This is a genomic window from Nocardioides sp. SYSU D00038 (assembly GCF_016924665.1).
Taxonomy (GTDB): domain Bacteria; phylum Actinomycetota; class Actinomycetes; order Propionibacteriales; family Nocardioidaceae; genus Nocardioides.
The window spans coordinates 1-26,605 of the sequence record NZ_JAFFJT010000028.1 but is presented as its reverse complement, the minus strand read 5'-3'; the positions used below and the strand labels follow the sequence as shown (position 1 = coordinate 26,605).

Sequence of the window (26,605 nt, the reverse complement as noted above, 5' to 3'; positions counted from 1 at the left end):
GCGGCGGGTGAATCGACCGGAATCGCTCGATCGCGTAGTTGTGGCGAATTGGCGGCGGGTGAATCGACCGGAACCACGCAATTGCGTGGTTCCGGTCGATTCGCACCCCCGCCGCGGTGCACCAGCCACGCCTTTGCACGGTTCGTGCGCCCGACCAGCCCTCAGACCAGCATCGTCACGGCGGCGGTGACGCCGCAGACCACGACCAGCCCGCGCAGCAGGGTGGGCGAGAGCCGCCGACCGATCCTCGAGCCGACGTAGCCGCCGACGACCGAGCCGCCGGCGAGCAGCAGCACCGCGCGCCAGTCGAGGTCGGCCACGGCCAGGAAGATCACGGTGGCCACGACGTTGGCCGCCATCACCGCCAGCGTCTTGAGCGCGTTGACGATGCGGAACGGCAGGTCGGTGCCGAGGCCCAGGACGGCCATCATCATCACCCCCGAGCCGGCGCCGAAGTAGCCGCCGTAGACACCGGTGAGGGTGGCGAAGAACGTCGTCGTGGGGGACAGGTCGAGGCGGTCGGGCTGGTCCGGGCCGGTGTGGCGGCGCAGCCAGGCGTTGAGCCGGGGAGAGACGCCGACCAGCAGGCAGGTGAGCAGGATCAGCCACGGCACCACCGCCTCGAAGACCCCGGGCGGCAGGGCGAGCAGCAGCACGGCGCCGCCGACCGAGCCGGCCGCACACGTCGCGAGCACCGCGGCCGTGGCGCGCGGATGCTCCCTCAGCTCGGCGCGGTAGCCGAACGAGCCGCTCAGCCCGGCGGGGGTCATCCCCACGGTGTTGGAGGCGTTGGCCACGACCGGGGGCAGCCCCACGGCCACCAGGACCGGGAAGCTCAGCAGCGAGGCCACGCCGACCGTCGACGTCATGATCCCGGCGCCGAGGCCGGCGACGAGTACGAGGAGCTGCTCGGGCCCGCTCACGCGTCCGGTGCGGTGTCACGCAGCAGGGCGACGTCGCTGACCATCTCGACGTGCGCGTGCATGGCGGCCGCCGCGGCGGCGGGGTCGCCCGCGCGGATCGCCTCGGCGATGGCCCGGTGGCCGGCCAGCGAGTCGCGCGGGCGGCCGGGTTGCGAGAGCGACTCGATGCGCGACTCACGGATCAGGTCGCCGATCTCGCCCATCAGCCGGGCCAGCAGCAGCGAGTGGGCCGCCGCTGTCACCGCGCCGTGGAACCGCTCGTCGCCCTCGACGCCGCGACCGCCGCCGTCGATGTCGGCCTCCATCGCCGCGAGCGCGTCGTCGATCCGGGCCAGGTCGTCGTCGGTGCGGCGGGTGGCGGCCAGCATGGCGATCTTGGTCTCGAGCGCGTCGCGGGTCTCGATGATCTCGGGGAGCCGGTGGGCGTGGGCGCGGATGGCGTCGACGATCCGCCCCTGCCCGCGCCCGGCCTCGGTGACGATCGTGCCGTCGCCGTGGCGCACGGTCACCACGCCGATCACCTCGAGCGCGACCAGCGCCTGGCTGAGCGTCGCCCGGCTGACACCGAGCCGCGCGGCGAGCTCGCGCTCGGGGAGCAGCTTGTCGCCGGGGCGCAGCCCGTTGGCCTCGATCCAGGCGGTGATCTGCTCCGCGACCTGCTCGTACAGGCGGGTGCGCAGCAGCCGGGGCGGGAAGTCGGCGCGGTCCGTCATGCCCCCAGACTATTGACAGGGTGACCCGTTGACCTATTGGCTAGGCCACTGAGCCACCACGTGATCGCGGTCACTCGGGCGTGGACGCGGGGGCGACGGAAGGAAGCTGGCATGGGAGCGGAATGGGTCGCGATCCTCGCGTTGGTCGCGCTGTTCGTCGTCGGCACGGTGCTGCCGATCAACATGGGCGCGCTGGCGTACGTCGCCGCGTGGCTGGTGGGCATGTACGCCCTCGACCTCGACGAGAAGGAGATCCTCGCCGGCGTCAGCGGCGACCTGATCCTCACGATCATCGGCGTCACCTACCTGTTCGCGATCGCCCGCAACAACGGCACGGTCGACCTGATCGTCAGGTGGGGGGTGCGCGCCGTGGGCGGCCGGGTCGCGCTCATCCCCTGGGTGATGTTCGCGGTCACCGGCGTGCTCACCGGCGTCGGCGCCGTGAGCCCCGCGGCCTGCGCGATCATCGGCCCGGTGGCCCTCGGCTTCGCCGGCCGCTACGGCATCAGCCCGCTGATGATGGGCATGTTCGTCGTGCACGGCGCCCAGGGCGGCGGCTTCTCGCCGATCAGCATCTACGGCTCGCTGACCAACGGCGTGATGCGCGACGCCGGCCTGCCGAGCAGCGAGATGACGGTGTTCATCGCCAGTCTCGTGGTCAACCTGGTGCTCGCGGCCGTGCTCTTCGTCGTGCTGGGCGGTCGCAAGCTGATCGGCCTGCGGATCGATCCCGACGACCCGGGGCTCCAGCACACCGACGACGACCTCCACCGCGGCGGCGCGTCGGTGCCGGCCCGCGGCTTCGGCGCCAGCGCGCCCACCACCACCAGCGCCGGCCGCGGCGTGCGCCTCGACCAGACGCTCACCCTGCTCGCGTTCGTCGGCGTGGCCGCCATCGCGCTGGCCTTCGACAAGAACATCGGCTTCGTCGCGATCACCGCCGCGGTGCTGCTGGCGATGATGGCCCCCAACGAGCACAAGGACGCCGTCAAGCAGATCGCCTGGCCGACCGTGCTGCTGGTCGCCGGCGTCAGCACCTACGCCGCGATCCTGCAGGCCGCCGGGTCGCCGGAGTTCGTCGGCAACTGGGCCGCCGGGCTCGGCGCCGCCGCGATCGGCGCGCTGGTGCTCTGCTACGTCGGCGGCGTGGTCTCGGCGTTCGCCTCGTCCACCGCCCTGCTGCCGGTGATCATCCCGATCGGCGTGCCGCTGATCGCCGAGGGCGGCATCAGCGCGGCGTTCTTCGTGGCCGCCCTGGCGGTGAGCTCCACCATCGTCGACGTCAGCCCGTTCTCGACCAACGGCGCGCTGATGCTGGCCAACAAGCCCGACTCGATCAGCGAGCCGGTCTACTACAAGCAGATCCTGACCTACAGCGTGATCGTCGTCCTCGCCGGTCCGCTCCTCGTGTGGGCGGCCCTCGTGCTGCCGGGATGGTGAGTGCCCCGTGACCGGACCCCTGGACGGCGTGCTCGTCGTCGACCTCTCCCGCGCCCTGGCCGGGCCGCACGCGACGATGATGCTGGGCGACCTGGGCGCCCGGGTCGTCAAGGTCGAGGCGCCCGGCTCGGGCGACGACACCCGCGGCTGGGGCCCCCCGTTCGTCGGCGAGGACGACGGCCGCGAGTCGACGTACTTCCTCTCCACCAACCGCAACAAGGAGTCGATCGCCCTCGACCTCAAGGACGACGCCGACCGCGACCTGCTGCTGCGGCTGGTCGACCGCGCCGACGTGCTGGTCGAGAACTTCCGCACCGGCGTGCTCGAGCGGCTCGGCCTCGGCATCGAGTCGCTCCAGGCCCGCAACCCCCGGCTGGTGGTGCTCTCGATCACCGGCTTCGGCCACGACGGCCCCGAGGGCGGCCGCGCGGGCTACGACCAGATCGCCCAGGGCGAGGCCGGCCTGATGTCGCTCACCGGCTCCGGCCCCGACGACCCCCAGCGGGTCGGGGTGCCGATCGCCGACCTGCTCTCCGGCATGTACGGCGCCTACGGCGTGCTCGCCGCGCTCCACGAGCGGGCCCGCACCGGCGTCGGCACCGTAGTGCGCACCTCGCTGCTCGCCGCGGTGGTCGGGGTGCACGCCTTCCAGGGCACCCGCTGGACCGTGGCCGGCGAGGTCGGCCGGGCGCAGGGCAACCACCACCCCTCGATCGCGCCCTACGGGCTGTTCCGGTGCCGCGACGGCGCCGTGCAGATCGCGGTCGGCAGCGAGGGCCTGTGGCAGCGACTGGTCACGGCGTTCGACCTCGACCCCACCGGCCTGGAGAGCAACGCGGTGCGGGTCGCTCAGCGCGAGCGGGTGATCGAGGTCGTCGAGGCGGCGTTCGCCGAGCACGACGCCGAGCCGCTGCTGGCCCGGCTGGCCGAGGCCGGGGTGCCGGCCGGCAAGGTGCGCACCCTCGACGAGGTCTACGGCTGGGAGCAGGCGCTCAGCCAGGGGCTGGCGCTCGAGGTCGAGCACGCCACCCTCGGCCCGGTCACCCTGCCCGGGCCGCCGCTGCGGTTCTTCGGGCCCGACGGCGAGGAGGTCACCCGCCGCGACCACGCCGCCCCGCCGGTGCTCGACCAGCACGCCGCCGACATCCGGGCCTGGCTCGAGGGCGACGCGTGACCCGTCGCTGGGGTGCCTCGGACCTCCTCGACCTGGTGCTCGACGACGGCTCGTTCGAGTCGTGGGACGAGCCGGTCGACACCGCCGGGCATCCCGAGGCCTACCGCGCCGAGCTGGTCGCCGCCGCCGAGCGGGCCGGCACCGACGAGTCGGTGCTGACCGGGCGCGGGCTCGTGCACGGCCGGCCGGTGGTCGTGGTCGTCAACGAGTTCCGGTTCCTCGCGGGCTCGATCGGCGTCGCCGCGGCCGACCGGATCACCCGGGCCGTACGCCGTGCCACCGCCGAGGGGCTGCCGGTGCTGGCCTCCACCTCCTCCGGCGGCACCCGGATGCAGGAGGGCACCCCGGCGTTCGTCCGGATGGTCGAGATCTCCCGCGCCCTGGTGGACCACCGGGCGGCCGGGCTGCCCTACCTGGTGCAGCTGCGCCACCCCACGACCGGCGGGGTGTTCGCCTCGTGGGGCTCGCTGGGCCACGTCACGGTGGGCGAGCCGGGCGCGCTGATCGGCTTCCTCGGCCCGAAGGTCTACGAGGCGCTCAACGGCGAGCCGTTCCCCGAGGGGGTCCAGCTGGCCGAGAACCTCGCGGCCCGCGGGGTGATCGACGCCGTCGTCCCCGTCGAGCAGCTGCCGGTGCTCGTCGACCGCGCGCTCGGCGTGCTGGTCGACCCACCGGCGCCACCCTCGCTGACGCCCCGCGAGGGCGACCCCGACCCCGGCCGTGACGCCTGGGACGCGATCACCGCGACCCGGGCGTCCGACCGGGCCGGCGTGCGCGACCTGCTGCGGCACGCCGGGTCGAGCACGGTGCGCCTCGCCGGCACCGACGAGGGGGAGCGCGACGAGTCGGTGATCCTCGCCCTCACCCGCCTCGATGGCCAGCCCTGCGTGGTGGTGGGCCAGGACCGCGCCCGGCAGGGCCCCACCAACCCGATGGGCCCGGCGGCGCTGCGCGAGGCCCGGCGGGCGATGGCGCTGGCCGAGGAGCTCGGCCTACCCCTGGTCACCGTGATCGACACCCCCGGCGCCGAGCTGTCGCGGGCGGCCGAGGAGGGCGCGATGGCGGGCGAGATCGCGCGCTGCCTGGCCACCCTGGCGACGATGACCGTCCCGACCATCTCGGTGGTGCTCGGCCAGGGCTGCGGTGGCGGGGCGCTGGCGCTGCTGCCGGCCCGCAACGTGGTGGCCGCCGAGCAGGCCTGGCTCTCGCCGCTGCCGCCCGAGGGGGCCAGCGTGATCGTGCACGGCGACACCGGCCACGCGGCCGAGATGGCCGCCGCCCAGCGGGTGCGGGCGGTCGACCTGCTCGCCGACGGCACCGTCGACGTCGTCGTGCCCGAGCGGCCCGACGACACCGCGGAGACCCTGGCCCTGGCGGTCGCTGCCGAGGTGGCGCACCGGCTGCACGCCGCGACGGGCGCCGCGACGGGCGCCGCCCAGGGCCTGCCAGACTGACCGGGTGCTGCTGCTCCACACCCCGCTGGCCCGGCTGCGCCGGCTGCTGCGGCCCGGAGCGCCGAGCCCGCTCGCCGGGCGGGTGGTGCTGGTCACCGGAGCCTCGTCGGGCATCGGCGAGGCGACCGCGCGTGCGGCCGCGCGGCGCGGCGCCACCGTGCTGCTCGTCGCCCGCCGGGCCGACGAGCTGGCCCGCGTGCGCGCGGAGATCGAGGCCGACGGCGGCCGCGCGACGGCGTACGCCTGCGACCTGACCGACGGCGACGCCGTCGACGCCCTCGTCGCACAGGTGCTCGCCGAGCACGGCGTCGTCGACCACCTGGTCAACAACGCGGGCCGCTCGATCCGCCGCTCCCTGGCGCTGAGCACCGACCGGTTCCACGACGTGGAGCGGTCGATGGCGGTCAACTTCCTCGGCCCGGTGCGGCTGACCCTGGGGCTGCTGCCGGCGATGCGCGCCCAGCGGTTCGGCCACGTGGTCAACGTCGTCACCTGGGGCGTGCAGATGAAGGCGCCGAAGTTCTCGGCCTACATCGCCTCCAAGACCGCCCTCGACGTGTGGGGCCGGATCGCCGGGCGCGAGACCTACGCCGACAACGTCACCTTCACCGCGATGCGGTTCTCGATCGTGCGGACCCCGATGATCGCCCCCACCGAGGCCTACCGCGGGCTGCCCGGCGAGAGCGCCGAGCACGCCGGCGAGCGGGTGGTCCGCGCGATGGAGGAGCGGCCGGTCACCGTCGACGGGCTGGCCGGCCGGGTGGGCGAGGTGGTCAACCTGGCCCTGCCGCGGCTCAGCGACCTGGCGTTCAGCGTGCTCGACCGTCGGGTGCCCGACTCCGCGGCCGCCCGCGGCGTGGACGCGCCGGCGCCGGGCGATCGCGGCTAGCCGGCGGGTCGGCCGGCGGGTCAGCTGGCCTTGCGGGCCGGTGCCTTCTTGGCGGCCGTCTTCTTGGTCGTGGACTTCTTGGCCGTCGACTTCGACGCGGTCTTCTTGGCCGGGGACTTCTTGGTGGCGGTCTTCTTCGCCGCTGCCTTCTTGGTGGCGGCCTTCTTCGCGGTCGACTTCTTCGCGGTCGACCTCGCCCGCGACCCCGACGACTCGGCGTCGGAGTCGTCGGAGTCGTCGGAGTCGTCGTCGGTGTCCTCGCCCCGGGCGGTCTTGGCGGCGTCGACCGAGCGCTGCAGGGCGGCCAGCAGGTCGACCACCTCGCCGGAGGACTTCGTCGACGTCGGCGTGCGCTTGACCTCGCCGCCCTCGATCTTCGCCTTCACCACCGCCTGCACGGCCTCGGCGTAGTCGTCCTCGAACTCCTCGGCGTCGAAGTCGCCGGCCAGGGTCTCGACGAGCATGTTCGCCATCTTGACCTCGGCGTCCTTGACCTCGCCGGTCTCGACGGAGAAGTCGGGCACCCGCACCTCGTCGGGCCACATCATCGTCTGCAGCACGATCACGTCGTCGCGCACCCGGAGCACCGCGATCGTGGTCCGCTGCCGGAGCGCGACGGTCACCACGGCCATCCGGTCGGCGTCCTGGAGCGCCTGGCGCAGCAGCGCGTAGGGCTTGGCGCCGGACTTCTCGGGCTCGAGGTAGTAGCTCTTCTCGAACAGCATCGGGTCGATCTGGTCGCGGGGCACGAACTTCTCGACCGCGATCTCGCGCGACGACGTCGACGGGAGCTCGGCCAGGTCGTCGTCGGTGAGGATGACCATCTCGCCGTCCTCGGTCTCGTAGCCCTTCGCGATGTCGGCGTAGGGCACCTCCTCGCCGTCGAGGGAGCAGACCCGCTGGTACTTGATCCGGCCGCCGTCCTTGGCGTGCACCTGGCGGAAGGAGACGTCGTGCGACTCCGTGGCGGCGTAGAGCTTCACGGGCACGCTGACCAGCCCGAAGGACACCGCGCCCTTCCAGATCGCTCGCATGTTGTTCCTCCTCGTGGTGCTGTCGGTGCCCAGTGTGACCCATGGGAATGCGCGGAGTCATCGGTCACGTCATCGGTCGCGGGCTCCGGCGCCGGTGGGGGCGTGGCCGGTTCGGGCAGGATGGGCCCATGCAGCCGATGCTGGCCACGAAGGGCACGCACGTGCCCACCGACGCGGGGTGGACCCACGAGGTGAAGTGGGACGGCGTGCGCATCCTGGCCGACTCCGACGGCGACGAGGTGCGGCTGACCAGCCGCAACGCCAACCTCGTCTCGGTCGCCTGGCCCGAGGTCACCGAGCACCCGCTGCCCGGTCGCGACCTGCTCGTCGACGGCGAGATCATCGCGCTCAACGAGCGGGGGCTGCCCGACTTCCGCACCCTCCAGGACCGGATGCACGTGCGCCGCGCGACCACCGCCCGGGCGCTGAGCGAGCGGGTGCCGGCCACCTACATGGTCTTCGACCTGCTGCGTCTCGACGGCGCCGACCTCACCGGGCTGCCCCTCGAGGAGCGCCGGGAGCGGCTCCGCGCCCTGGGCCTCGACGGGGTCTGGCAGGTGCCCGACGCCTACGACGACGGCGCGATGCTGCTCGACGCCACCCGGCAGCAGGGTCTGGAGGGAATCGTCAGCAAGCGGCTCTCCTCCACCTACCGGTTCGGCGAGCGCAGCCCCCACTGGCGCAAGTTCGCCCACCGGCACCGGCTCTCCTACGTCGTGGGCGGGTGGCGGCCCCAGGAGGGCACCGGCGATCGGCTCGCCACCCTGCTGGTGGGCGAACCCACCCCCGACGGGTTGCTCTACCGGGGGCGGGTCGGCAGCGGCATCGGGCCCAAGCAGAGCCCGGTGCTCCAGCGCCTGCTCGAGCCGCTGACCACGTCGAGCAGCCCGTTCGTCGACGAGGTGCCGCGCGTCGACGCCCGCGGCACCCGGTGGGTCGAGCCGGTGGTCGTCGTCGACGTCGACAGCCACGGCGCCGGCTACGACCGGTTGCGCCAGCCGTCGTACCAGGGCGTGCGCAGCGACCTCACGGCGGCCGACCTGTGACGCCGCCCGAGGCCGAGGAGGTCTTCGTCGACGTCGAGGGCCGCACCTTGAGGATCAGCAACCTCCACAAGGTGCTCTACCCCCGCACCGGCACCACCAAGGGCGAGGTGCTGAGCTACTACGCGCAGGTGGCGCCGACGATGCTGCCCCACCTCGCCGACCGGGCCGTGACCCGGATCCGGTGGCCGCACGGCGTCGAGGGCTCCAGCTTCTTCGAGAAGAACGCCCCCTCGGGCACGCCGTCGTGGGTGCGCACCGTGACCGTGCCGACCAGCGGCCGCCGCTCGGGCAAGGGCGCCGACGCGATCACCTTCCCCGTCGTCGACGACCTCGCGACGCTCACCTACCTGGTCAACCTGGCTGCCCTCGAGCTGCACGTGCACCAGTGGTCGGTGGGGCGCAACGGCCGCCCCCGCAACGCCGACCGCCTGGTCATCGACCTCGACCCGGGCGAGCCGGCCACCCTCCACGAGTGCTGCCAGGTCGCGCTGATGGTCCGCGACGTCCTCGCCGAGCGCGGGCTGGCGGCCAAGCCGGTGACCAGCGGCAGCAAGGGGCTGCACCTCTACGCCGACCTGCCCAAGCGGCTGCCCTCCGACGACTCCACCGCGCTGGCCAAGGAGGTCGCCGAGCACCTGCAGGCCGAGCACCCCACGCTCGTGACCGCGACGATGACCAAGGCCCGCCGCTCGGGCAAGGTCTTCCTCGACTGGTCGCAGAACGCCGGCTCGAAGACCACGATCTCGCCGTACTCGCTGCGCGGCCGCGACCGACCGTGGGTGGCCACCCCGGTGACCTGGGCCGAGGTCGAGGTGGGCGCCGACGACCCGCTGGGCCTGGAGCAGATGCGGTTCGAGCAGGTCCTGGAGCGGATCGCCGACCACGGCGACCTGTTCGCCGCCGACGCCTCCTGACGAACCCGGCGCCCCCGGTCCGCCGGTGTTACCGAACTGTTCCGTCGTGGTGGATCCGGTGTGGGCGAGCCGTGCGCGTGGTCCCGCTAGCGTCGGGTGGAGACGCGGCAGGAGGTCGACGGGGGGTCGGCGGCCGCCGCGGGAGTAACGACCGGCGCAACCGGGGGGATGTGTCGTTCGGGAGCACCCTGGGGCGTCCCGCCCGGCGATCTCCGGACGCCGGGCGGGTCGACCCCGGCCAGACTCGGGAAGGACTCGTGGAGCTCCAACCTGTTCCCCACCCCACCAGGGCACGCAACCGTGGCCTGGCGGTCGTGGCTGCCCTCGTGCTGCTGCCGGTGACGCTGCTGGCGTTCCTGCCCAGCGTCCTCGGCCTCGAGCGCTACGTCATCTCCACCGACTCGATGCAGGGCGACATCGACCGCGGCTCCCTGGCGATCGAGCGGCCCACGCCGGCCGAGGACCTGGTCGTCGGCGACGTGATCACCTTCCCCAGCACCCGCGAGGTCGGCACCACGGTGCTGGTCACCCAGCGGGTCGTCGCGGTCAACGACCGGCGGCTGGTCACCCGGGGCGACACCGAGCCCGCGTCGCTCACCGAGACGCTGCCGGTCGACGGCGCGACGTACTCCCGGGTGCTGGTGCACGTGCCGTGGGTCGGCTACCCGTTCCTCGGCGCCGTCGACCGGAGCATGTGGGTCGCGCTCATCCTCACCGCGATCGGCGCGCTGGCGATGGCCTGGCAGGCCCGTCCGCAGCCCGGCCCGCGGCCGGGGTCGCGGGTTCCCCTCGGATGAGGCCCGGTCGGGGCGCGCGTCGTGCCCCATTCGCCACGCGGACCCGGGGAGCGCGACTATCCTCGGGCCCATGGCGCAGAGAGTCCTGGTGGTCGAGGACGAGGAGGACATCGCGTTCCCCCTCGTCCGCACCCTCGAGCGCGACGGCTACGACGTCGAGTGGGTCGACACCGGCCAGAAGGCCCTCGACGAGCTCTCCTCCCGGCCGGCCGACGTCGTCATCCTCGACCTCGGGCTGCCGGACATGGACGGTCTCGAGGTCTGCCGCAAGGTGCGCGACGCCGGCTTCGAGGGCGCGATCATGATCGTCACCGCGCGCGCCGGCGAGCTCGACCGGGTGGTCGGGCTCGACTACGGCGCCGACGACTACATGTCCAAGCCGTTCGGCCTCGCCGAGCTCCAGGCCCGGGTGCGGGCGCTGCTGCGACGTACGTCGTCCGCGAGCAGCGACGAGGGCGCCGACGACGGGGCGCTGCGGATCGACGTGGCGGCCCGGCGCGTGTTCGCCGGCGACGACGAGGTGTCGCTGACGGGCAAGGAGTTCGAGGTCCTGACCGTGCTGGCCGCCAACCGCAACAAGGTGGTCTCGCGCACCCGGCTGATGGCCGACGTGTGGGACGAGAACTGGTACGGCTCGACCAAGACCCTCGACGTCACCATCGGACGCCTGCGCCAGAAGCTCGAGAGCGTGGGAGTGACCGAGAAGGTCGTTGCCGTCCGCGGGGTGGGGTTCCGCCTCGAGGGCAGCCCCACCGATGCGTGAACGGCTGACGGTCAGCTTCGTCGTCCTCACCGTCGTGCTCCTGCTGGGCGCGCTGCTGGTGCGGGCCTGGACGCTCCAGGGTCTGCTGCGCGACCACGAGGCCGAGGAGCTGCGCACCGACGCCGTGGTGGTGCGGGTCGCCATCGAGCAGCGGGTGGAGCTGCGTCGCAAGGTCGACCGCCAGTTCCTCGCCGAGCTGGTCGGGAGCGACCACAAGGTGGAGTACACCCGGGAGGGCCAGACCACGGTCGCGGCCGAGGGCCGCGAGTTCGCCCAGGGCGACACCAAGGACGCCCCCTGGGTCACGCTGCCCGCCGCCGGCGGCACCATGACGCTGAGCCAGTCCTCGGAGTCGATGTCCGGATTGGTGGCCGACGACCGTCGTTCGATCGCGCTGCTCGTGGTGCTGATCGGGCTGCTCGCCGGCGTCGTCGGCTTCCTCATCGCGCGGCTGCTGGCCGACCCGTTCCGCCAGCTCGCCGTGGCCGCCGACGCCCTGGGTCGCGGTCGCTTCGACCTCGACCTGCCGCGCAGCCGGATCCCCGAGGCCCAGGCGATCAGCCAGGCGCTGCGCGGCTCGGCGGGCCGGCTCCAGGAGCGGCTCACCCAGGAGGCGGAGTTCGCCGAGCACGCCTCCCACGTGCTGCGCACCCCGCTCACCGGCCTGCGCCTGGAGCTCGAGGAGCTCACCATGCGCGACGACCTGCCCGACGACGCCCGGCAGGCCGCGGCCCGCTCGCTCAACCGGGTCGAGAGCATGGACGTCGTCGCGGGCGAGCTGGTGCAGATCTCGCGCCGCGGCGCGCTGGTCGCCGGCGCCGAGATCCCGCTGCGCGACCTCGCCACCCAGGTGGCGCAGCGCTGGGCCGACGCCCTCGCCGAGCACGACCGGCCGCTCACCGCCGCGGTCGAGGGGAGCCTGGAGACGACGTACACGCCCGGGCCGGTGGAGCACGTGCTCGACCTGCTGCTGGTCGACGTGCTGCGCCGCGGGCAGGGTGCGGTGCGGCTGGTCTTCGACGGCTCGCCCGACGGCCACCTCAAGATCCGGGTCGTCTGCGCCGGCGACCTCAAGCCCACCCGCAGCGGTAGCCGCGAGGTGCCGCTGGTGCAGGCCCGGGCGGTCGTGAGCGCGCTCGGCGGCCGGCTCGAGGGCGACAACCCGATGGACGGGCTCGTCGTCCTGCTGCCGCAGCGCTGACCGGGCCCGCTCCGTCGAGCGGGCCGGCGACTCAGGTGGCGAAGCCGCCGTCGACGTCGAGCTTCTGGCCGGTGACGAAGCCGGCGCGCGGGCTGGCCAGGAAGCAGACCGCTTCGGCCACGTCGTCGGCGGTGCCGAACGTGCGCAGCGGGATGCTCGCGCGGGCGGTCGCCAGCGCCCGTTCGTCGAGGTCGCCGTCGCTCATCAGCCGCTCGGCCATGCCGTCGGTGAGCATGCCGGGCCCGACGCAGTTGACGCGGACGCCGTAGCGGCCCTCCTCGACCGCGAGGCCGCGGGCCAGCGCCTCGACGGCGCCCTTGGGCCCGCTCGACAGGCCGTCGCGCACCGGGAACCGCGCGGTGGCCGCCGTGGTGACGGCGACGACCGAGCCGCGGCTCGCCCGCAGGTGGGGGAGCGCGGCGTGCACGACGCTGAAGAACCCCGCGGCGTCGTCGGTGAGCTGGTCGCGCATCCGGGCCGGGCTGGTGCGGCTGAGGTGGCGCAGCGGCACGTGGGGGCCGGCCGCGTGCACCAGCGTGTGCAGGCCGCCGTGGCGCTCGGTGACCTCGGCGACCACCCGGGCGCACGCGGCGTCGTCGGTGACGTCGAGCCGCCAGGTGGTGGCGCCCGGCACCGCGGCGGCGACCGCCTCGGCGGCGTCGCGGCGGCCGCGGTAGGTCAGCGCGACCGTGCTGCCGCGGGCGCCGAGCAGCGTCGCCACCCGGGCCCCGATCCCGCCGCTGCCGCCGACCACGAGCGCGGCGCCGGGCCGGTCGGCGAAGTCGTGCTGGAGATCGTCCACCCCTCGAGTAGAGCGACCAAGCATCTGCTTGGTCAACCCCGGACGCCCGGATGCGCGAGGATGGAGGCGTGACCGAACCCCGTGCCACCGAACCGCGCGCGATCGAGTCCTGGCTGACCGACATGGACGGCGTGCTCGTCCACGAGGAGATCCCGATCCCCGGCGGGCAGGAGTTCGTCCGCCGGCTCAAGGACTCCGGGCGGCCGTTCCTCGTGCTCACCAACAACTCGATCTTCACCCCGCGCGACCTGCGGGTGCGGCTGCTCGGCAGCGGTATCGACGTGCCGGAGGAGTCGATCTGGACCTCCGCCCTGGCGACCGCGCAGTTCCTCACCGACCAGCGGCCCGGCGGCTCCGCGTACGTCGTGGGGGAGGCCGGGCTGACCACAGCGCTGCACGACGTGGGCTACGTGATGACCGACCGCGACCCCGACTACGTGGTGCTCGGCGAGACCCGCACCTACTCGTTCGAGGCGATCACCCGCGCGATCCGGCTGATCGACTCCGGCGCCCGGTTCATCGCGACCAACCCTGACCCGAGCGGCCCGAGCCAGGCCGGCAAGCTGCCCGCCACCGGGTCGGTGGCGGCGCTGATCCAGACCGCGACCGGGCGCGCGCCGTACTTCATCGGCAAGCCGAACCCGCTGATGATGCGCAGCGCGCTGAACCGGATCGACGCCCACTCCGAGACCACGGTGATGATCGGCGACCGGATGGACACCGACATCATCAGCGGCCTCGAGGCCGGGCTGCGCACGATCCTGGTGACCACCGGGTCGACGCCGCCGGACGCGGTGGAGACGTTCCCCTACCGGCCGTCGCTGGTGGTCGACTCGATCGCCGACGTGGTGCCGATGGTCGACGCCGCGACCCTTGACCTCTAGTGCGCTCGAGGTAGTCCACTGGCAGGCATGACCCTCACCGCCTCTTCCGAGCTCGCCGCCGTCACCGCGGTCATCGACGACCTCGCCGCCGCCCTCGACGCCCGCGACCCAGACCGGGTGATCGCCCGGGTCGCCCCCGACGCCCGGTTCGTCACCGGAGCCGGGGTGCGGGTCGTCGGCCGCGCCGCCGTCCGGCAGGCCCACGTCGACGTCTTCGCCTCCGGCGGCACCCCGCCCGGTGCTCGCTTCCCCGTCGTCGACCTGCAGATGCTGCGCCCCGACGTCGCCGTGGTCACCACCGAGGCCGTCTCCGCCGCCTCCACCGCACCCTCCATGGTCGTCACCTGGACCCTGGTGCGCGAGGACGACGGCTGGTGGGTGGCGGGGCGGACCTTCACGCCGATCCCGCCCCGGTAGTCCGTGACGTTCGGGTCCTCCTGCTGCGGTAGTCCGTGACGTTTGGGTCCTCCGTGGTCCGCCGAGGGCCGAAACGTCACGGACTACCGCGCCCCGGCTACCCCGGAGTAACCGCCGTCACAGTCGCTCGTTGACCGGGCATGCCCCAGCTCACTCGTCGTACGGCCAACCAGGCGGCAGCGCTCGGCGCGGCGGGAGTCGCCGTTCCCGGGTTCCTCTCCACCGCGGCAGCGGCGGTGACGTCGGCCGACTGGCGCGACAGCGGTACGACGGCCGACGTGATCGTGGTCGGCCACGGCCTCGCCGGCCTGGTCGCCGCCAACGAGATCGCGGCCATGGGCAAGAAGGTGCTGCTCCTCGACCAGGAGGGGGAGCAGTCGCTGGGCGGGCAGGCGTTCTGGTCGCTGGGCGGGCTGTTCTTCGTCGACAGCGTCGAGCAGCGGCTCAACCTGATCAAGGACAGCATCGAGCTGGCCCGGCAGGACTGGTACGGCACCGCGCAGTTCAGCCGCGGGGTCACCAGCCCGCTCGGCGAGGACTACTGGGCGGCGAAGTGGGCCGAGGCGTACCTCGAGTTCGCCCACCACGAGAAGCGCCACTGGCTGCAGTCGCTCGGCATGCGTTGGGTGCCGCTGGTGGGCTGGGCCGAGCGCGGCGGCCAGCTCGCCCACGGCCCGGGCAACTCGGTGCCGCGTTTCCACCTCACCCTCGGCACCGGCCCCGGCGTGGTCGAGCCGTTCGAGAAGCGGGTGCGCCAGCACCACGCCGCGGGACGGATCGGCTTCCGGTTCCGCCACCGCGTCGACGGGCTGGTCGTCGAGGGCGGCCGGGTGGTCGGCGTGCAGGGCAAGCGGCTGGTGCCCACCACGGCGCCGCGCGGCGTGAAGACCTCGCGCGAGGTCGTCGGCGACTTCGAGCTCCGCGCAGAGCACGTGCTCGTGACCTCCGGAGGCATCGGCGGCAACCAGGACCTGGTGCGCCAGAACTGGCCCGACCGCCTCGGCACCGCGCCGGAGCACATGGTCACCGGCGTGCCCGCGCACGTCGACGGCCGGATGATCGCGATCACCGAGCAGGCCGGCGGCCGGGTGGTCAACGCCGACCGGATGTGGCACTACGTCGAGGGCATGCGCAACTGGAGCCCGATCTGGCCCGAGCACGGCATCCGGATCATCCCGGGCCCGTCGTCGTTCTGGTTCGACGGCAACGGCAACCGGTTCCCGACGCCCGGCATCCCGGGCTACGACTCGCTGGCCCAGCTGCGGATGATCCGCCAGTCGGGCTTCGACTACTCGTGGTTCGTGCTCAACCAGAAGATCATCGAGAAGGAGTTCGTGCTCTCCGGGTCGGAGCAGAACCGCCACCTCACCAACAAGAACATGGTCGCCTTCCTCGCCGAGCGCCAGATCAACGGCATCCAGGCCGAGGTCAAGGCGTTCCTCGACAACGGCGAGGACTTCGTCGTGGCCGACACCGTCGAGGACCTCGCACGGGGCATGAACGACCTCGTCGGCTCGCAGCGCATCGACGCCCAGCGGCTGCGCGAGCAGATCGAGGCGCGCGACCGCGAGATCGCCAACTCGTTCACCAAGGACGTGCAGATCCAGGGGATCCGGAACTTCTCCCAGAACCTCGGCGACTCCATCGTCCGCACCGCCAACCCGCACCGCCTGCTCGACGAGCAGCACGGACCGCTCATCGCCATCCGCCTCAACATCCTGACCCGCAAGTCCCTCGGCGGCCTGCAGACCAACCTCGCCGGTCAGGTGATGGGCGCGAACGGCGAGCCGGTGCCGGGCCTCTGGGCCGCCGGCGAGGTCGCCGGCTTCGGCGGTGGCGGCGTGCACGGCCAGGGCTCGCTCGAGGGCACGTTCCTCGGCGGCTGCATCTTCTCCGGTCGCGAGGCCGGGCGGGCGATCGGGAGAGCCTGATCCGTCAGGGGTCGACGCACTGCTTGGTGCAGGGCCGCCGCGCGAGAACCGGTGGGCGAGTTCGAGCATCACACGAGGTATGCCGACAGACCGCCTCAGCCACACCTCGATCCTCCTGACGGTGTCCACAACCATCGCCGGGGTCCTGATGGCCACTCCGGCTGCAACCGCTGCCCCGGTTCCGTCGCCCTCGCTGACGGAGCGTGGGGGGCAAGTCCCGAGAGCGGTCAGTCTGATTGGGCGCGACATTCACGTCGTAGGTGGCCGGGTGTTCAGGCTGCCCAGCACTGTCGGTCGGTCACCGGTGCTTCTCGGAACCGCTTCACGCAACTGGGTGGTGGCAGCTGGTGGGAGCTTCCTCGCGATTCGGCCGACGGGCGAGGTCAGGACCGTCGGTGTCCGCGACCTGACCAGTCCGAGCGTGACCGAGGCGCTGTCGGACGACGGGCGGCGCATCACCTCGTTCTCGAGGGCCAGCGACGGTACCGCCTTGGTGCGGGTGGTCGACCTGCAGGGGCAGGTGCTGCTCGACGGACGCTTCGACGACCTCCCGGGCGAACTGCTGGAGGCAGGTGCAGGCATCGTCTACGTCGGGGGACCGGCCGGCACCCGGCGACTGTGGGAGGGGACGACCCACGTCACCCGTGTCGTCACCCGGCCCACTGCGATGGTGGCCAAGCAGCACGACACCATCTTCGTGGGCACCGGGCGGGAGCCCGGCCGGGTCGGTCCCACGGCCCTGCGCAGTCCCGGCCAACCGCGGTGGCGGGCACGTTTCAGCCCTGTCGTCATGTCGCCGGACGGGCGTCTGGTGCTTGGCGCCGGCGGAACCATCCGGCGGATGGCGGACGGTCGTGTCGTGGGCAGGGTCCCCGTGCCGAAGCCGCGTCAGGAGCACCGGTTCCTCGGGTGGGGGTCGAAGCGGCTGGTGCTCGTCGAGACGAGGGCCGGTCGGCGTCGGGTCTTGAAGGCCTGCCCCGTGCCGCGGGGTTCCTGTCGCTGGGTTGGGTCGACCCTGTCACGGGTCTCGTTGCCGTCCAGTCACTCTCGTCTGTTCCGGCGCCCCTGAGGGTTTCGTGCCGTCAGGCGGCGACATCGGTGGCGCGCCACGAGCCCTCGGCCGGCACGGTCTCCACGGAGTTTCCCAGGAGGAAGACGGCTGCCAGCGCGAGCACGACGATCACGAGGACGAGCACCACCAGCCAGGTCGGACGCTCCATCGCTCGACCCTAGCCGCGCCGCCGGGCCTCGGCGAGCGGCTCAGGGGTCGACGCCGACCACGGCCGAGCCGGTGGCGCCGATGGTGGCGCGCTCGGGGGAGCCGGGGATGGTCAGCGGCAGGTCGAGGGGTGCGGTGATGCGCACCCGGATCCGGTCGTCGTCGCCGAGGGTGACGGTGTGGCTGAGGCCGGGGTACGTCGCGTGGGCGCCGGTGGTGCGCAGGTAGTCGGCGACGGCGGCGCGGGCGCGGGCAGCGGTGAGCTCGAGGCGCTCGTCGGGCACGCCGCCCTCGTAGACGTCGCGGCCGGTGGCGCCGGCGTCGGCGCCGTGGAGGGCCGCAGCGTCGGCGAGGGTGTCGAGGGCCTGGCGCTGGAGGTAGGCGGCGGAGGCGTCGACGACCAGGGCGACGGTCATGGCGAGGAAGCCGGCGAGCCCGACGATGAGCACGGTGGCCTGACCCCGATCCGTGCGTTCACGGCTGTCACGGCGCGGCACGCGGCACCTCCTGGTACTGGCCGATGGGCAGGGTGTGCGAGGCGTCGAGCGAGAAGCTGGGGGCGCCGCCGCCGAGGACGTCGGGGAGCAGCGGCAGGTCGACCCGCGAGGCGATCCGCACGGTGACGACCGAGGTGCCGGCGTGGCAGTCGCGGGGGAACGGGCGGCAGGTGACGGTGACGTCGAGGGGCGCGTCCTTCAGCCCGTGGTCGTCGAGCACCTGGCGGGCCGCCGCCTCGGCGCGGGCTCGGCCTGTGGCGTCGTCGGGGGCGAGGGCGAACGCGCGGCCCGCGGCCCGGGCGGCCCCGGAGACCCCGAACGCACCGCTCTGCACCTCGAAGACGCTGATCACGATCCACAGCATCGGCACCAGCAGCAGCACGCCGAGCCAGACCAGTTCGACCAGCGCGCTGCCCCGGTCGTCGCGAGCCTGACGGCGGCGGACGCGGGTCACGGGTCCTCCTCGACCGCGTGGCCGGAGACCTCGACCGAGACCCCGGGACCGCCGAGCCCGAGGGCCGGCACCGTGGCCCGGATCGTGACCACGATGCCCGGTGCCCCGCCGACGCTGGCCTCGCGGACGGTCACGTCGCGCGCGAACCGGCCCGAGACCACGCCGGCCAGCTGCCGGCGTACGACGGCCTCGCCGTCGGCCGGACCGCGGTCGGCGGTGGCGGCGACCCGGGCGCCCTCGGAGGCGGCGGAGGCGAGGGTGTTGCGCACGAAGAGCACGAGCCCGACCTGGAGGATGCCGAGGAAGACCGGCACCAGGACGACCAGGACCAGCACGAAGTCAACGACCGCCGCGCCGCGCCCGGCCCGGTCGCGGCGCCGGCCGCGCGGTGGGGTCACCGCACCCGGTTGAGCGCCGAGGTCAGCATCGAGCGGAGCTGGTCCTCGGCGACGCCCCAGATCACCATCACCAGTCCGGCGGTCATCACGGTCACGAGCACCCACCCCGGCACGTCGCCGCGGTCGTCGCGCTCGCGTGGCCCGGCGAGGTCGGTGTGCAGCCGGACCAGGAGGGTGAGGCGGTGTTCCATGGTGGTGCCTTTCCGAGAGGTGGTGGAGCAGTTCGTGGCTAGGGCGTGGTCAGGGAGAGCCCGACGACGCCGGGCCAGAACGCGAACAGGACGGTCACCGGCAGCACGAGGAACACCACCGGCACCATCATGAAGACCTCGCGACGTGCCGCGGACTCGATGAGCTCGCGGCGCCCGGCCTCGCGGACGTCGGCGGCCTGGGCGTGCAGCACGTCGGCGAGCGGGGTGCCGCGCTCGACGGCCACCGCGATGCCCTGGGCGAACCGGGCGACCAGCGGCAGTCCGGAGGCGGCGGCCATCCGGTCGAACGCCGAGGCGACCGGCTCGCCGGTGCGGACCTCGGCGAGCACTCGGGCGAGGTCGGCGGAGAGCTCGCCGCCGCTGCGTCGTACGACGCGGTCGAGCGCCGCCACCGGGCTCTCGCCGGCGGCGACCGCGAGGGCGAGCAGCTCGGCGACGGTGGGAAACTCGGCGAGGATGCGGCGTTCGCGCAGCTTGACCTGGCTGGTCAGGTGGGAGTCGCGGGCCAGCACCCCGAGGACGAACCCGACGGCACACAGCAACACCGCGGGCAGCACCCCACCGGGGTCGGTGAGCGCCTTCACCAGCGAGTAGGCCGCGGTGACGCCGAAGCCGCACAGCCCCCAGACCACCTGCTCGATGCGAAACTCGTGGACGGTGCGGTCGAGGTTGGCGCGCAGGAGCCGGCGGCGCACCGAGGCCGCCCCGCCGAGAACCCGCTCGACCGTCTCGGCGGCCGACGAGAGCAACGGCCCGAACACCCCGGCCGCGGCGTTCGTCGGAGCGCGCGGCGACGCGGCGACCGGCGAGGCACCGAGCGGCGTGACGTCGCGCAGGTAGGGAAGCACCCGGTCGGCGAGGCGCGGCTTGCGCATCGCCTGCACCCGGCTCGCCACCAGCAGCACGCCGGCGCCCGCGGTGAGCCCGAGGAACGCGCCCCACAGCGCCGGCGTCACGACAGGATCCGGCGTTCGGTGGGGAGCCTCCCGATCCGCATCATCATCCGGTAGGCGACCAGGCACAGACCCGCGCCGACGGCGAGGACGAGCACGCCGCCGGGCGAGGCGTAGCGGCGGATCACCTCGGACTGGAAGGACATGAACAGCAGCACCAGCCACGGCGACGCCACCGCCAAGCGGGCGCCGTTGACGGTCCACGCCTGGCGGGACTCCAGCTCGCTGCGGGTGCGGGCGTCGTCGCGCAGGTAGCCCGACAGGTTGCGCAGCAGCCGTCCGAGCTCGCCGCCACCGACCTCCCGCGCGACCCGCAGTCCCTCGACCACGCGGTCGCCCACGGGGTCGGCCAGGGTGGCCTTGAGCCGGTCGAGGCAGTCGGTGAATCGGCCGGTGACCTGGTAGTCGAGGGCGAACGCCGCGAACGCCGGCCGCAGCGCCTCGGGCCCGCGCACGCCGAGCGCGGCCAGGGCGTCGGGCAGCGACATGCCGGCGCGCACGGCGCTCGCGAGGTTATCGACGGCGTCGGGCCAGACCTCGGCGAGCTCGCGCTGGCGGCGGCGTGCCCGTGCGGAGACCACGGCTACCGGCGTCCAGGCGCCCATCGCGCCGAACGCGAGCGCCACCGGCGGCGTGCCAGAGACCGCCTGGATCACGAACGCCGCACCGACCCCGCATCCCGCGCACAGCAGGACGAAACCGGTCGCCGAGACCTCGGCCAGGCCGGCGTGGGCGAGCAGCCGTCGGACCCAGCCGTCGCGGGGAGCCGCGGGGCGCTCGACCGGCAGGGTGAACGCCGACCAGACGAGCAGCAGCCCGATCCCGACGCCGAGGCCGACGAGCGCGCCCATCACGCGCTCCGGAGCGGTGCGCCCGACAGGATGCCGTGGACGTCGATGCCGAGCCGCTCGTACTGCTCCAGCCGGGGCGGCAGGCCGCCGGTGCGCCGCAGCTCGCCGCCGTGGCGGACGAAGATCGGCTCGGTCTCGATCACGTCGTTCTCCACCCGGCCCGGCACCGCCACGATCTCGTTGACCCGGCGTACGCCGTGCTCGTCGAGCCCCAGGTGGAGCACCAGGTCGACCGACGCCGCGACCGTCGGCACCACGAAGCGGGCGGAGATGTTCTCGCCGGCGAGCAGCGGCAGCGTGCATACCTTCACCAGGGCCTCGCGGGCGCTGTTGGCGTGGATGGTGCACATGCCCGGCAGGCCCGCGTTGAGGGCGAGCAGCAGGTCGAGGCACTCCTCCGAGCGCACCTCGCCGACTATCAGCCGGCTCGGCCGCATTCGCAGGCTCTCCTTCACCAGGTCGCGCAGCCGGATGCCGCCGGTGCCCTCGAGCCCGGCCTGCCGGGTCTGCAGCGGCACCCAGTCGGGGTGGGGGAAGCGCAGCTCGAAGACCTCCTCCGCGCTCACCACCCGCTCCCCGCCGGGGATCGCCGCGGCCAGGCAGTTCAACATGGTCGTCTTGCCCGCTTGGGTGCCGCCGGCGACCAGGATGTTCAGGCCCGCTCGCACGGAGGCATCGAGGAACGCCGCCGCCCGCTGGCTGATCGAGCCCAGCTCGACGAGATCGGGCAGCCGCGCAGCACGGAGCACGAACTTGCGGATGTTGACCGCGCTGAAGCCGCGGCTGATGCCCTCGAGCACCACGTGCAGCCGGTGGCCCTCGGGGAGCATCGCGTCGACGAACGGCGTGCTGAGGTCGAGCCGGCGTCCGCTGGACTTCAGCATCCGCTCGACAAGCTCGGCGACCTGGGCCGTGGTGAGCACGAGGTTGGTGAGCTCGTGGCGGCCGTTGCGGGCGACGAAGACGCGGGACGGGTCACAGGTACGCTAGAGGTAGCGCCACCTTCGGCCCACGTACCGAAGGAACCGACATGAGTAAGAAGTCCGACCTGATCACCTGCATCCTTGCAACCGGCACCGACCTCGCGGAGCCTGCTCTTAGGCGCAAGACGATCGGGGACCTGGAGGCGCTGCTGGCCGACCTGACCTGCGGCGGCTGCGACAACGGCGATCACTGCGGCGCGTGCGAATGCTGCACCGAGCCGGAGCCCTGCCCGGAGCACCCGGCGTACGACGCCGACTACTGCCCGGCCTGCGGCACGACCACCCCCATCAGCGAGCGCGCCCCCGGGCAGCCCGTCGAGGCCGCTTCGAGGGCCGAGGAGCCCGCCGCCGCTGACTCGCCCGCCGAGCCGGTGGAGCAGCCGGAGAAGGTGGCGGACGCGGTGCGGGACTGGCGCGGCAACTACAACACCGTGTTCGCCCCCGCCGCCAAGATGATCGCGACGGGCACGGACGGGGTCGATGCCTGGACCGTGAATGTGTCGACCATGCTCCGGCAGACCCATATCGCCGGGCCGGGCGCGGCTGGTCTCAGCGCTTCCCTGAGCGAGACTGAGACGCAGGCCCTCGCCGCACTGAAGGCGTGGCAGAAGACGCTCGACCGCAAGGAGGCGACGGACATGGAGAAGTTCAACCAGAACCGGTCGTTCCTGGCGGGCTACCTGGGTGCGGTCGTCCGCGAGGTCACCGGCGCCAAGAAGGCTCCGGTCGTCCCGTTCGCGAAGGACATGGACCGGGCGATCCGTCCCGAGGCGCTGAAGGCTGGCGCGGCTGCCCGGAAGGCCTCGGCGTGAGTCTGCGTGCCGCTATCTACACCCGCATCTCCAACGACTCGGAGGGGCGGGAACTCGGCGTCGCCCGGCAGGAGAAGGACTGCCGGGCGCTCGCCGAGCGGGAGGGCATGCAGGTGGTTGAGGTCTACTCCGACAACGACATCTCTGCCTCCACTAACAGCCGCACCCCGAGGCCCGGCTACCTGCGCATGCTGGACGACGCGGAGGCCGGTCGTCTCGACGTCGTGATCGCCTACTCCACCTCCCGGCTGACTCGGAAGGTGCGGGAGCAGGAAGACCTCATCGAACTGCACGAGCAGGCCGGGACCCGCTTTCTCACTGTTGCGGCGGGCTGGCTCGACCTCGCGACAGCAGCTGGCCGGCTCAACGCCCGCGTCCTGGGAAGCGTCGACGCGGGCGAGGCCGAGCGCACGGCTGAACTCGCTCGCCGGAAGCAGCAGGAACTCGCGGAGTCCGGCCGTCACAACGGACCGCGTCCGTTCGGCTGGAACATCGAGGGCAAGGGTGTCGACCAGCGCCTTACTGTCAACGAGGCCGAGGCGGCTGTATTGCGGGAGTGCGTGCAGCGAGTGCTTGCCGGCGAGGGCCTGTGGAAGATCGCGAACGACCTCAACACTCGCGGCATCCCGACCAGCACGGGCAAGCCCTGGGCAACGCAGGTGCTCCGCCGCGTGCTGTTGCGCGACCGGAACTACGGCATGCGCAAACACCAGCCGCTCGGCAAGGACGGCAAGCCCAAGGGCTCCCCCATGCTCTACCGCGGCCAGTGGGAGCCGATCGTCGACGCAGAGACGCACGACCGCGTGGTGGCTCTCCTGACCGATCCGGCGCGGAAGTCAAACAACCGTGGCACCGCGCCCAAGTACCTGCTGACGTCGGTGGCGTACTGCGGAGAGTGCGGCGGGCACGTCGTCGGGACGAACGAGTTCACTTACCGACTGCAGTCCGGCAAGACCCGCGTCTACCCGCACGCGTACAAGTGCCCCCGTGCCGGGTGCATGAAGGTGCAGCGGCGCATGGCCGACGTGGACGACCACGTGTCACGCGTGGTGGTCGGCCTCCTCGCGAGAGACGGCGTGCGGCTACTCGGCGGCGACCCCGTCGCAGCGGAATCCGCTCGCACTCGCATCGCTGAGTTGGAGGCCAAGCTGGCTGTCGCTGCCGACCGGTTCGCGTCCGGCGAGTGGACAGACGACATGGTCTCCCGAATCACCGCGCAGGTGCGCCCGCAGTTGCAGACCGAGCGCGACCGGCTCCGCGCCGCCCAGCCCGCCGACGACTCCCTGCAGCAGTTCGCGGGAGCGGGCGTGGCCGACGCGTGGGCCGCTGCCGACGTTGAGACCAGGAAGCGCATCATCCGGCTACTCCGCATGCGCATCACCATCCACCCTGTCGGCCCTGGCAACGGGCGCGCCTACGACCCCGCCTCAGTCACGATCGCGCCCGAGAAAGCCTGAGACAGCCCCTCTCCCACCCGAACTCGCAACCTAGAGCCGGGCCACCGGGCCGTGGGCTGCTCGGCCCTCCGAGGCCTGGCTTCGACCCTCGCTACGAGGATGGAGAATGGAAGGGAGTGACCCTGCACCTGTCGGTTAGGATTGGCTCCACCAAGGTCAGCGCCGTAACGGTTGTAACCCGGTGAGTGGGATAAAGCCCCGCCCGGAACGCGTGAGGCCCGGCGTCCGGAAGATCCGGGTCCGTCGGAGGGTGTGTCGTCCACAGCGGAGGGGCGACGGATGGTCCTAGAGGACCAACTGCCCCCGGAAGGGGCGGTGTAGGCCGTGGATTCATAAGGCACTCCGATGTCTGACTCGCAGTTCGAGCCGGTCGACCCCATCACCGCTCGAAATCAGTACGCCGCTCTCTACCGTGGCTCCACTCCCCCGGAGCCCGAGGCCGAGCAGGCCGCTCGCCGCAAGATGGTCACGGCCCGCATCGACAAGGCGATCCGCCAGGCCTTCGACGCCTACCCCGTACCGCTTCACCCCGCCCAGGTCGAGTACCTGGTCGGACTGATCAAGCGGGCCGGGGAGCACAAGTGACCGCCGCGACGGCTCTTGACCAGGCCGTCGCTCAGGCTGTGGCGCTGTTTCCTCCGCTGTCAGAAGACGCGAAGGAGAAGGTTGCGCACCTCCTGCGGCCTGGTGGTCAGGGATGAGCGGCAAGCGACAAAATATGAACGGCTTCGAGCGCAAGCGGGCGAAGCAGGCCGAGCGCCGCCGCGCCCACGACGACAAGTACGCCGACAAGCACGCGCGGGATCGGCTCGCGGCCCTGGCCGAGCACTTCGCCAGTGAGGAGCGGACGAATGAGCGCCGCTGACGACGATGCTCGCCGGGTGTTCTCCGCCGTACCGATGGACCAGTCTGACGATTCGGTTGAGGCGCGCTTGGCTCGCGCCAAAGAGAACGGCGAGCGCTACCTGCGGAGCCAGGAGCGCGCCGAGGAGGACGAGGACAAGCGCGCCGCGGAAGAGGCCCACTGTGAGTTCATCGACGACCTGATCGACGAGCGCGGCGGCGTGTCCACTGACGACCTTGCCAGATGGACCCTCGCACGTCCGGAGGGCGACCAGGTCCGCCTCCTGCGCAGGCTCCGGTCGGAGATGTCGGCCGAGAGCCAACTGGAGTCACTGTTCCCCGGCATCGCGTCCGGCAGGCGGCTCGGTGCGTTCAACCGGCTCAACGAGCGACTGGAGCGGGAGGCCGCAGACCGTCTCTACGACCAGATGAACGGGACGAAGGTGGAGCCGCCCGACGTCGTGAGCCTCACCGCCTTCCTGGAGGAGCCCGACGAAGACGTCCGCTACCGGGTCGATGGGCTGTGGCCGGTGGACGGCCGAATCGTCCTCGCGGCGCAGAACAAGTCCGGCAAGACGACCCTCACCGGCAACCTGATCCGCAGCCTGGCCGACGGCGACGACTTCGTCGGCCGGTTTGCCGTGGAGCCTGTGGCCCGCGTCGTCCTGCTCGACAACGAGATGAGCCCCAGCCAGATCCGCCGCTGGCTCCGCGACCAGGGCATCCGCAACACCGACGCGGTGGAGGTGGTGACGCTGCGGGGTCGGCTGTCGTCCTTCAACATCCTTGACCCTGAGGTCCGCAAGCAGTGGGCTGAACGCATCGGCCCGGCCGACGTGGCGATCTTCGACTGCCTTCGTCCGGCGCTCGATGCGCTCGGGTTGTCGGAAGACAAGGATGCCGGCCGGTTCCTGGAGGCGCTGGACGAGTTCGTGACGGCGTGCGCCATTCCGGAACTGCTCGTGGTCCACCACATGGGCCACAGCAACGAACGGTCGCGCGGCGACTCCCGCCTAGAGGACTGGCCCGACGCGAAGTGGAAGATCGTGAAGGAGAACGCCGACGACCCGAACAGCCCGCGCTACTTCCAGGCGTTCGGCCGCGACGTCGACCAGAGCGAGGTCCGGCTTCACTTCAACGAGGAGAACCGGCACCTGACCGTGGACGGTGGCAGCCGCAAACAGGCCACCGTCTCTCGGATTGAGGCCGACGTGACGATGTACATCACGGCCAACCCGGGCTGCGGGACGAACGAGATTCGCGACAGCGTCACCGGCGACGACGCGGCGAAGCGCCAGGCGATCCGGGCTCTCGTTTCTCGGGGAGACGTCGCGCAGGTGAAGGTCGGACAGAAGCACACTCACTATCTGTCCGGCGAGGAGCCTCAGAACGTCGAGAACTAGCCGGTCGACGGCTACCGGGGTGACCGGGGTGAACCGGGGTGACAACCCGGTCACCCCGGCCCCTGTCTAACCGGGGTGGCGGGGGTGGTGAGTCCCCCGCCCCCCCCGCGCCGGGCGGGGGGGCGCCGGCGGGCGGGGGGG

Annotated in this window: 30 protein-coding genes; 18 read left to right on the top strand and 12 right to left on the bottom strand. The window is 72.6% G+C overall.

Annotation, left to right across the window (positions count from 1 at the left end):
* Window positions 1-161: 161 nt before the first annotated feature.
* Together JT721_RS17165 and JT721_RS17160 are read right to left on the bottom strand one after the other, a co-directional pair.
* Window positions 162-923, bottom strand: a complete 762-nt coding sequence (locus JT721_RS17165; protein WP_205474487.1) for a sulfite exporter TauE/SafE family protein — start codon at window positions 921-923, stop codon at window positions 162-164.
* Complete coding sequence (locus JT721_RS17160) at window positions 920-1,636, bottom strand: FadR/GntR family transcriptional regulator (RefSeq protein WP_205474486.1); 717 nt, start codon at window positions 1,634-1,636, stop codon at window positions 920-922. Before JT721_RS17160 ends, JT721_RS17165 begins: the two co-directional genes overlap by 4 nt.
* Window positions 1,637-1,747: 111 nt before the next feature.
* On the opposite strand from JT721_RS17160, the gene JT721_RS17155 reads away from it, so the two are divergent.
* The 4 genes from JT721_RS17155 to JT721_RS17140 are packed head-to-tail and all read left to right on the top strand — an operon-like array spanning window position 1,748 to window position 6,593.
* Complete coding sequence (locus JT721_RS17155; RefSeq protein WP_205474485.1) at window positions 1,748-3,076, top strand: SLC13 family permease; 1,329 nt, start codon at window positions 1,748-1,750, stop codon at window positions 3,074-3,076.
* A 7-nt stretch (window positions 3,077-3,083) separates the two neighbouring features.
* Window positions 3,084-4,250, top strand: a complete 1,167-nt coding sequence (locus tag JT721_RS17150; RefSeq protein WP_205474484.1) for a CaiB/BaiF CoA-transferase family protein — start codon at window positions 3,084-3,086, stop codon at window positions 4,248-4,250.
* Complete coding sequence (locus JT721_RS17145) at window positions 4,247-5,704, top strand: carboxyl transferase domain-containing protein (protein ID WP_205474483.1); 1,458 nt, start codon at window positions 4,247-4,249, stop codon at window positions 5,702-5,704. Before JT721_RS17150 ends, JT721_RS17145 begins: the two co-directional genes overlap by 4 nt.
* Window positions 5,705-5,708: 4 nt before the next feature.
* On the top strand, window positions 5,709-6,593 hold the full coding sequence (locus tag JT721_RS17140) for an SDR family NAD(P)-dependent oxidoreductase (protein WP_205474482.1): 885 nt from the start codon (window positions 5,709-5,711) through the stop codon (window positions 6,591-6,593).
* Window positions 6,594-6,613: 20 nt separating this feature from the next.
* Here JT721_RS17140 and JT721_RS17135 read toward each other — a convergent pair whose 3' ends face one another.
* Complete coding sequence (locus tag JT721_RS17135) at window positions 6,614-7,627, bottom strand: Ku protein (RefSeq protein ID WP_205474481.1); 1,014 nt, start codon at window positions 7,625-7,627, stop codon at window positions 6,614-6,616.
* A gap of 128 nt (window positions 7,628-7,755) precedes the next feature.
* Between JT721_RS17135 and ligD (JT721_RS17130) the strand changes: the two genes are divergently transcribed.
* The 5 genes from ligD (JT721_RS17130) (at window position 7,756) to JT721_RS17110 (ending at window position 12,348) form a co-directional block, all read left to right on the top strand.
* Window positions 7,756-8,673, top strand: coding sequence for a non-homologous end-joining DNA ligase (gene ligD, locus JT721_RS17130; RefSeq protein ID WP_205474480.1), 918 nt, complete (start codon window positions 7,756-7,758; stop codon window positions 8,671-8,673).
* Entirely contained in the window at window positions 8,670-9,587 is a 918-nt protein-coding gene (gene ligD / locus JT721_RS17125; protein ID WP_205474479.1) for a non-homologous end-joining DNA ligase, read from the top strand. The genes ligD (JT721_RS17130) and ligD (JT721_RS17125) overlap by 4 nt, the downstream gene beginning before the upstream one ends.
* Before the next feature lie 314 nt (window positions 9,588-9,901).
* Complete coding sequence (locus tag JT721_RS17120) at window positions 9,902-10,384, top strand: hypothetical protein (protein ID WP_205474478.1); 483 nt, start codon at window positions 9,902-9,904, stop codon at window positions 10,382-10,384.
* Window positions 10,385-10,454: 70 nt separating this feature from the next.
* On the top strand, window positions 10,455-11,147 hold the full coding sequence (locus tag JT721_RS17115) for a response regulator transcription factor (protein ID WP_205474477.1): 693 nt from the start codon (window positions 10,455-10,457) through the stop codon (window positions 11,145-11,147).
* A complete protein-coding gene (locus JT721_RS17110; RefSeq protein WP_205474476.1) occupies window positions 11,140-12,348 on the top strand; it encodes a HAMP domain-containing sensor histidine kinase in 1,209 nt (402 codons plus the stop codon). Before JT721_RS17115 ends, JT721_RS17110 begins: the two co-directional genes overlap by 8 nt.
* A 31-nt stretch (window positions 12,349-12,379) precedes the next feature.
* Here JT721_RS17110 and JT721_RS17105 read toward each other — a convergent pair whose 3' ends face one another.
* Window positions 12,380-13,150: an SDR family oxidoreductase gene (locus JT721_RS17105; protein WP_307828108.1), complete on the bottom strand. Its 771-nt coding sequence runs from the start codon at window positions 13,148-13,150 to the stop codon at window positions 12,380-12,382.
* Window positions 13,151-13,272: 122 nt separating this feature from the next.
* On the opposite strand from JT721_RS17105, the gene JT721_RS17100 reads away from it, so the two are divergent.
* The 4 genes from JT721_RS17100 to JT721_RS17085 all read left to right on the top strand — a co-directional run bounded on the left by JT721_RS17100 (window position 13,273) and on the right by JT721_RS17085 (window position 17,451).
* Window positions 13,273-14,034, top strand: coding sequence for an HAD-IIA family hydrolase (locus JT721_RS17100; RefSeq protein WP_240340969.1), 762 nt, complete (start codon window positions 13,273-13,275; stop codon window positions 14,032-14,034).
* 27 nt (window positions 14,035-14,061) lie between these two features.
* Entirely contained in the window at window positions 14,062-14,451 is a 390-nt protein-coding gene (locus tag JT721_RS17095; RefSeq protein ID WP_205474473.1) for an SgcJ/EcaC family oxidoreductase, read from the top strand.
* A gap of 140 nt (window positions 14,452-14,591) precedes the next feature.
* A complete protein-coding gene (locus JT721_RS17090; protein ID WP_205474472.1) occupies window positions 14,592-16,382 on the top strand; it encodes an FAD-binding dehydrogenase in 1,791 nt (596 codons plus the stop codon).
* 421 nt (window positions 16,383-16,803) lie between these two features.
* Complete coding sequence (locus tag JT721_RS17085; protein ID WP_205474471.1) at window positions 16,804-17,451, top strand: hypothetical protein; 648 nt, start codon at window positions 16,804-16,806, stop codon at window positions 17,449-17,451.
* Between the two features lie 13 nt (window positions 17,452-17,464).
* Here the strand turns inward: JT721_RS17085 and JT721_RS17080 are convergent, their stop codons facing one another.
* Genes JT721_RS17080 through JT721_RS17045 form a run of 8 tightly spaced genes read right to left on the bottom strand, consistent with a single transcriptional unit; the run spans window position 17,465 to window position 21,889 of the window.
* Complete coding sequence (locus tag JT721_RS17080; RefSeq protein ID WP_205474470.1) at window positions 17,465-17,602, bottom strand: hypothetical protein; 138 nt, start codon at window positions 17,600-17,602, stop codon at window positions 17,465-17,467.
* A gap of 40 nt (window positions 17,603-17,642) precedes the next feature.
* Complete coding sequence (locus tag JT721_RS17075; protein WP_205474469.1) at window positions 17,643-18,098, bottom strand: pilus assembly protein TadG-related protein; 456 nt, start codon at window positions 18,096-18,098, stop codon at window positions 17,643-17,645.
* Window positions 18,085-18,552, bottom strand: a complete 468-nt coding sequence (locus JT721_RS17070; protein WP_205474468.1) for a hypothetical protein — start codon at window positions 18,550-18,552, stop codon at window positions 18,085-18,087. The genes JT721_RS17075 and JT721_RS17070 overlap by 14 nt, the downstream gene beginning before the upstream one ends.
* A complete protein-coding gene (locus JT721_RS17065) occupies window positions 18,549-18,950 on the bottom strand; it encodes a TadE/TadG family type IV pilus assembly protein (protein WP_205474467.1) in 402 nt (133 codons plus the stop codon). Before JT721_RS17065 ends, JT721_RS17070 begins: the two co-directional genes overlap by 4 nt.
* The gene (locus JT721_RS17060; protein WP_205474466.1) at window positions 18,947-19,141 is read right to left on the bottom strand and encodes a hypothetical protein; all 195 of its coding nucleotides are present in this window, start codon (window positions 19,139-19,141) and stop codon (window positions 18,947-18,949) included. Before JT721_RS17060 ends, JT721_RS17065 begins: the two co-directional genes overlap by 4 nt.
* Before the next feature lie 38 nt (window positions 19,142-19,179).
* The gene (locus tag JT721_RS17055; protein WP_205474465.1) at window positions 19,180-20,118 is read right to left on the bottom strand and encodes a type II secretion system F family protein; all 939 of its coding nucleotides are present in this window, start codon (window positions 20,116-20,118) and stop codon (window positions 19,180-19,182) included.
* Window positions 20,115-20,966, bottom strand: a complete 852-nt coding sequence (locus tag JT721_RS17050; protein ID WP_205474464.1) for a type II secretion system F family protein — start codon at window positions 20,964-20,966, stop codon at window positions 20,115-20,117. The genes JT721_RS17055 and JT721_RS17050 overlap by 4 nt, the downstream gene beginning before the upstream one ends.
* The gene (locus JT721_RS17045; protein WP_374220893.1) at window positions 20,966-21,889 is read right to left on the bottom strand and encodes a CpaF family protein; all 924 of its coding nucleotides are present in this window, start codon (window positions 21,887-21,889) and stop codon (window positions 20,966-20,968) included. The genes JT721_RS17050 and JT721_RS17045 overlap by 1 nt, the downstream gene beginning before the upstream one ends.
* Window positions 21,890-21,996: 107 nt before the next feature.
* Here JT721_RS17045 and JT721_RS17040 point away from each other — a divergent pair, with 107 nt between their 5' ends.
* From JT721_RS17040 to JT721_RS17020, 5 genes are all read left to right on the top strand, one after another.
* Window positions 21,997-22,761 carry a hypothetical protein gene (locus tag JT721_RS17040; RefSeq protein ID WP_205474463.1) on the top strand — a complete coding sequence of 255 codons (765 nt, stop codon included), beginning with the start codon at window positions 21,997-21,999 and terminating at the stop codon, window positions 22,759-22,761.
* On the top strand, window positions 22,758-24,218 hold the full coding sequence (locus JT721_RS17035; RefSeq protein ID WP_205474462.1) for a recombinase family protein: 1,461 nt from the start codon (window positions 22,758-22,760) through the stop codon (window positions 24,216-24,218). Before JT721_RS17040 ends, JT721_RS17035 begins: the two co-directional genes overlap by 4 nt.
* Before the next feature lie 345 nt (window positions 24,219-24,563).
* A complete protein-coding gene (locus JT721_RS17030) occupies window positions 24,564-24,803 on the top strand; it encodes a hypothetical protein (protein ID WP_205474461.1) in 240 nt (79 codons plus the stop codon).
* A gap of 112 nt (window positions 24,804-24,915) precedes the next feature.
* Entirely contained in the window at window positions 24,916-25,083 is a 168-nt protein-coding gene (locus JT721_RS17025) for a hypothetical protein (RefSeq protein ID WP_205474460.1), read from the top strand.
* Window positions 25,070-26,464 carry an AAA family ATPase gene (locus JT721_RS17020; protein WP_205474459.1) on the top strand — a complete coding sequence of 465 codons (1,395 nt, stop codon included), beginning with the start codon at window positions 25,070-25,072 and terminating at the stop codon, window positions 26,462-26,464. The genes JT721_RS17025 and JT721_RS17020 overlap by 14 nt, the downstream gene beginning before the upstream one ends.
* The last annotated feature ends 141 nt before the right edge of the window (window positions 26,465-26,605 follow it).

Coding starts and splice junctions, on each gene's coding strand:
- JT721_RS17060 (WP_205474466.1), bottom strand. CDS start 19,141: ATGGAACACCGCCTCACCCTCCTGGTCCGGCTGCACACCGACCTCGCC.
- JT721_RS17050 (WP_205474464.1), bottom strand. CDS start 20,966: ATGGGCGCGCTCGTCGGCCTCGGCGTCGGGATCGGGCTGCTGCTCGTC.
- JT721_RS17090 (WP_205474472.1), top strand. CDS start 14,592: ATGCCCCAGCTCACTCGTCGTACGGCCAACCAGGCGGCAGCGCTCGGC.
- ligD (WP_205474480.1), top strand. CDS start 7,756: ATGCAGCCGATGCTGGCCACGAAGGGCACGCACGTGCCCACCGACGCG.
- JT721_RS17030 (WP_205474461.1), top strand. CDS start 24,564: ATGTCTGACTCGCAGTTCGAGCCGGTCGACCCCATCACCGCTCGAAAT.
- JT721_RS17025 (WP_205474460.1), top strand. CDS start 24,916: ATGAGCGGCAAGCGACAAAATATGAACGGCTTCGAGCGCAAGCGGGCG.
- JT721_RS17020 (WP_205474459.1), top strand. CDS start 25,070: ATGAGCGCCGCTGACGACGATGCTCGCCGGGTGTTCTCCGCCGTACCG.
- JT721_RS17115 (WP_205474477.1), top strand. CDS start 10,455: ATGGCGCAGAGAGTCCTGGTGGTCGAGGACGAGGAGGACATCGCGTTC.
- JT721_RS17100 (WP_240340969.1), top strand. CDS start 13,273: ATGGACGGCGTGCTCGTCCACGAGGAGATCCCGATCCCCGGCGGGCAG.
- JT721_RS17155 (WP_205474485.1), top strand. CDS start 1,748: ATGGGAGCGGAATGGGTCGCGATCCTCGCGTTGGTCGCGCTGTTCGTC.
- JT721_RS17040 (WP_205474463.1), top strand. CDS start 21,997: ATGAGTAAGAAGTCCGACCTGATCACCTGCATCCTTGCAACCGGCACC.
- JT721_RS17080 (WP_205474470.1), bottom strand. CDS start 17,602: ATGGAGCGTCCGACCTGGCTGGTGGTGCTCGTCCTCGTGATCGTCGTG.
- JT721_RS17135 (WP_205474481.1), bottom strand. CDS start 7,627: ATGCGAGCGATCTGGAAGGGCGCGGTGTCCTTCGGGCTGGTCAGCGTG.
- JT721_RS17095 (WP_205474473.1), top strand. CDS start 14,062: ATGACCCTCACCGCCTCTTCCGAGCTCGCCGCCGTCACCGCGGTCATC.
- JT721_RS17110 (WP_205474476.1), top strand. CDS start 11,140: ATGCGTGAACGGCTGACGGTCAGCTTCGTCGTCCTCACCGTCGTGCTC.
- JT721_RS17160 (WP_205474486.1), bottom strand. CDS start 1,636: ATGACGGACCGCGCCGACTTCCCGCCCCGGCTGCTGCGCACCCGCCTG.